The 3969-nt window shown below is 46.5% G+C and carries 4 protein-coding genes and 2 pseudogenes; 5 read left to right on the top strand and 1 reads right to left on the bottom strand.

Annotation, left to right across the window (positions count from 1 at the left end; all coding sequences use genetic code 11):
* On the top strand, positions 1-226 hold a 226-nt coding region (locus tag HPY90_RS15195), incomplete at its 5' end, for an ACT domain-containing protein (RefSeq protein WP_287195737.1).
* 134 nt (positions 227-360) lie between these two features.
* Here HPY90_RS15195 and HPY90_RS15190 read toward each other — a convergent pair.
* Positions 361-566 (bottom strand): annotated as a pseudogene (locus HPY90_RS15190) (ISLre2 family transposase); the annotation flags it as partial.
* Between HPY90_RS15190 and HPY90_RS15185 the strand changes: the two are divergent.
* The 4 genes and pseudogenes from HPY90_RS15185 to HPY90_RS15170 all read left to right on the top strand — a co-directional run.
* Positions 558-760 (top strand): annotated as a pseudogene (locus HPY90_RS15185) (ISLre2 family transposase); the annotation flags it as partial. The pseudogenes HPY90_RS15190 and HPY90_RS15185 overlap by 9 nt on opposite strands.
* 592 nt (positions 761-1352) lie before the next feature.
* Positions 1353-1577 carry a DUF6431 domain-containing protein gene (locus tag HPY90_RS16260; RefSeq protein WP_353733689.1) on the top strand — a complete coding sequence of 75 codons (225 nt, stop codon included), beginning with the start codon at positions 1353-1355 and terminating at the stop codon, positions 1575-1577.
* 1127 nt (positions 1578-2704) lie between these two features.
* Positions 2705-2995 carry a hypothetical protein gene (locus HPY90_RS15175; RefSeq protein WP_287195733.1) on the top strand — a complete coding sequence of 97 codons (291 nt, stop codon included), beginning with the start codon at positions 2705-2707 and terminating at the stop codon, positions 2993-2995.
* 193 nt (positions 2996-3188) lie between these two features.
* Positions 3189-3854, top strand: a complete 666-nt coding sequence (locus tag HPY90_RS15170; protein ID WP_287195732.1) for a GAF domain-containing protein — start codon at positions 3189-3191, stop codon at positions 3852-3854.
* Positions 3855-3969 lie beyond the last annotated feature (115 nt).

The following is a 3969-nucleotide window of genomic DNA, read 5'->3' as shown; positions in this document are numbered from 1 at the left end:
GGGAATGGCGTACAACGATCGGGTTGCAAAAGTCTCGATTGTGGGGGCAGGAATGGTAACAAACCCCGGAGTTGCCGCAGCAATGTTCGAGGCCCTTGCCGATGAGGGAATCAATATCGAAATGATTAGCACTTCGGAGATAAAAATTTCCTGTGTCATTGAGGAAGAGCATGCCCTGAAGGCGGTCCGCGCCCTGCATGCCAAATTTTTTGCAAACGAAAAGTGACCTGTCAGGTCTCAGTAAAAATGTCAGTCTTACCTCAAGGAAAGCTTACGTTCAAGCATCTGATTGGGAAAAGATCGTGTTGACCTACTGTAGGAACCCCCAAAACCTCATTGCCCCTAAAACAAGACGAGCTATCAAACCAGCGAAAAATTCCGGTTTAGTGCTTTGAGAGCCCTGGTTAGCTGCGAAACTCTACTTCGCAAGGCAGGAGGATTATCAAACACCTCGCCCATCACCTTCTTTAACCTCTGCCGCTCCTGGGTGATGGCAGTCATTAGCCTGCAGCCGCTCGCCATCCGTCCACACCTTTCGCACTCCAGGCCATCGGCCGCACAGAGAGACTGGAAAGCGGGCGCACTTCGTAGAGTGTTTGGTAGGTACAGGCTGCACAAGCGGTATGATCCTTTGGTAGAGGCCTGGTCTTTAGAGGCTGCCGTAGAGCTTTCCTACCGGAAGAGTGGCAAAGAGGTGAGGAGGGGCAGCCGTGAGGGTGTGGTGAGCGGCGAAGTGGTGAAGAAGGTGATTCACGATTGGGAGAGAACCTATAAAAGCGTACGGCCGTTGAAAGAGTGAACGCCCGCCTGGACGAGGTCTTTGGGTCTGGAAAGCACTTCATCCGGGGCCTGCAAAAAATGAGGCTGTGCTGTGCGCTATCACTAATCGTGATGCTGGCGGTGGCTGTGGGCCGGGTGTGAGAAAAACAAGGAGCCAATTTGAGGGCCTGGTGAAGGCGGCCTAAGCGGGCTTAAAGCTAGTAGAGGAAACCGAATAACACTTTAGAGGGCGCTTCGCCAAAGGGGGATAAGTATGCTCTTTGGCAGGGCGATATTGGCGATATTAAGGATGCGATAGCCAACCAAACTAATATCAGACTACCCCGGTGCTTCGAGGCTTGGAAAACATCCGGTGTGGGTTTTTACAATAAACCTTCTATAATTATGAGGATCTTGTCAGAATAAATTTCTTCATGAGAGCGTTGCTCCCTCAAAATGTGCTAAAATTATGGCACATTTTTTATTCTTGGGAGGCAAATTGAAATGCAGATCATTCATAATTTTGGAGTTTCACCTAAAAGTACGCCGCCAGGGGGAGGAAAAACTCTTTTCCTGTCATTGAATCTTGCCCCATGTGCCACGCCCGGGGAACTTTGAAAAAGCATGGATTCTACGAGAGATACGTCATTCCTTTCCAGGAAGAGCTGCTTATTTCCATCAGGAGATTTAAGTGCTCCTGCTGCAAAAGAACAACATCGATCCTCCCCTCTTTTCTTCTCCCGCACTATCAGCATACCGTAAGTTTCGTCCTGGGGTGCCTGCAAGAAACTTTTAGCCGGGTCAATGATTTTCCCTGAGTGATCTCCATTTTTTAACAAGAGCAAGAGAGAAAAACCGAGAGAAAAAAGCAGGAAAATAAGGATCCCCCCGCGAATTTAGGTGTAAGCAGCATTTCCAGCTAAGGGATCTTGGGATCGTCAGTTACTACAAAACAGAACGCTGGCCGGTGCGGATTGTTGCCTGCTTTGATGCAAAACCTCAAGAATGAGCGTAATGGCTTTAAGCTGCGGGGTCTTGAGCTCTCTTCGCCGGGGTGTTACAACCGCCTTCTTCTCTCATGGCCTAGCCTATTTTTTTCTTACAGTAATCGGCCTCTGGGCCGAAAAAGAAAGGCTCCACCGGAGGCTTATGGCGAGCACTAAAAAAGAGGTACACTCTTGCTCCTTTGCGGGTAGTTCTATATCATCTGTTCCTGGAAACTAAGCTTGTGGCGGAAAACCACCCTCTTTAAAATCCTTAGTTTTCAGGTACGTGGCGGAACTCTTAGGTAGGGCGGGCTGAAAAGGCGGGGATAGCTCAGTTCCGCCACCCTCTGGAATTTTTCCTAAACTTGCTTTAAAAAATGTTCATAAAGACCTTTCTTCCCTTAAAGAGCGGTTATTTTACAACTGCTCGTCCGCTCTTGAGACGGTGAGGTTTCTTTCTTTTCGCTCCCTCTAAAATAGACGTTTAAGCGGTATCGTTTTTCAGGTCTTGCATTTCCACCGTAAGCCGATGGCCTCGAACCGCCTCCTCAGTCTCCTTGCCACCGCGTACCGATCCAGATCCAGACGGTTGAAGTAGTCCGCCCCCAGATCCTGATATCGCATACCGTTCTCAATTTGTGATAACCGGCGACCAAGATGGTGTGCCTATTGCTACTCCCGCCCGCTTTTTCCCTTGCGTGACACCGCCGATGATACAGTGCCGAATAATAAGTGTTTTTCGAACACCCAGCTGCATGGGCGATTTGCACCAGCATTGATCAGCCACAGGCTCCCCTTCGTATGTCTACTAGGCACTAAGAACGTGGGCTTGAACCCATAGGCGAAGACGTGCCCGTTCGTGGGATTTCCAAAAGCGCCATCAGTAGTCGGCGATTTTTCCACGCGACTCGTAGCGCCTTGGAGAAACTACTCGGTAGGCTCTTAGGAGATAACGCTTCTTGGTTCTGGTGATCAATGGGGTTATGTTTGCCGGTCGCAAGGTAGTAGCTGCTCTGGGCATCACAACAGATAAGGAAAAAAAAGAAATCCTGGTTTTATGGGAAGGAGCCCCTCTGGATGTCGCGTTTTGGAACACCTGCCCAAGGAAGCCTAGAGTGGGTGAGCAAAAGGTTGAACCAAGCCCGGGCGGAAAAAGATTATTGTGGGGCCCTGATGGAACTAAACAGGATGCAGGTTTTGCGAAAGCTATCGCTGCTCCAAAAACTTCCATGATGGTGAAAACAGCTTAAAAAGGGCGAAAAAAGGCGCTACCAAAATTACGACATTTAGGACATGCTCCTTATTTTGATTTTTAAACATTTTACAGGATCTTAATATTTCATTTTATAGTATTTTTTTATAGTATCCTTTCGTGTAGAAGATTGTCGTATTTTGATGCATGTTTACTTGTATTACTTCAGTATATTATGGGAGGGTTATTGCTTGGTTACACTTGATTCACAATATATACGTAATTACGTAGAGAAGAAGGAACTAGTTCTTGAAATGTGGACCCGTTTTATTCGGGGTGAGCCTGTCGATAATGGACTATTACCAATTAGCATTCTATCCTCTTGGAAAAGATCTTGTGAGTACAAGGTTAATCCATATTTGACGAAAATCAATTGCTCTGTCGCATCTGATTTCGAGGAACGGTTGTTAGCCAAGAAGCAATTATTAGATGTTACCATTCCATACCTTACAGGATTTTATAAAATTACGGAAGATTCAGACTTTATTTTCATTGTTACAGATGAGAACGGTTTAATCCTTGAGATTATCGGGAGTAGGAAACTTATACAACAGATGAAAGACTATAATGTAGTTCCAGGGATATATATGGAGGAAAAAACATGTGGAACGACAGCTGTGACATTGGCTTTAATCCATAATAAAGCCGTACAAGTTGTCGCTACAGAACATTTCTGCAAAATATTTCATCCTTTTACTTGTTATGCTGCGCCCATTCATAATTTCAGAGGGAAGATAATCGGAGCAATAATGATTTTAGCCTTATGGGAAAAGTCTCATCCCCATACCTTGGGCATGGTAACATCAACCGCTAATGCCATTGAAGCTCTTATCGCCTTAAATGAAGATAACCCCTAATTTCCCTAACCGCTTTTTTCCAACGCAATACCGCGCTTTCCGAGGTACACTTCCAGAGTTGCTTCATCCGGAAAGTGCTTCTCTGCCAGAGCCAGGTGTTCTTCCAGGAGCCTCT

Origin of the sequence: Syntrophothermus sp., assembly GCF_013314835.1 — a bacterium.
Lineage (GTDB): Bacteria > Bacillota > Syntrophomonadia > Syntrophomonadales > Syntrophothermaceae > Syntrophothermus > Syntrophothermus lipocalidus.
The sequence above is the reverse complement of the archived record's forward strand: the minus strand, read 5'-3'. Positions and strand labels throughout refer to the sequence as shown.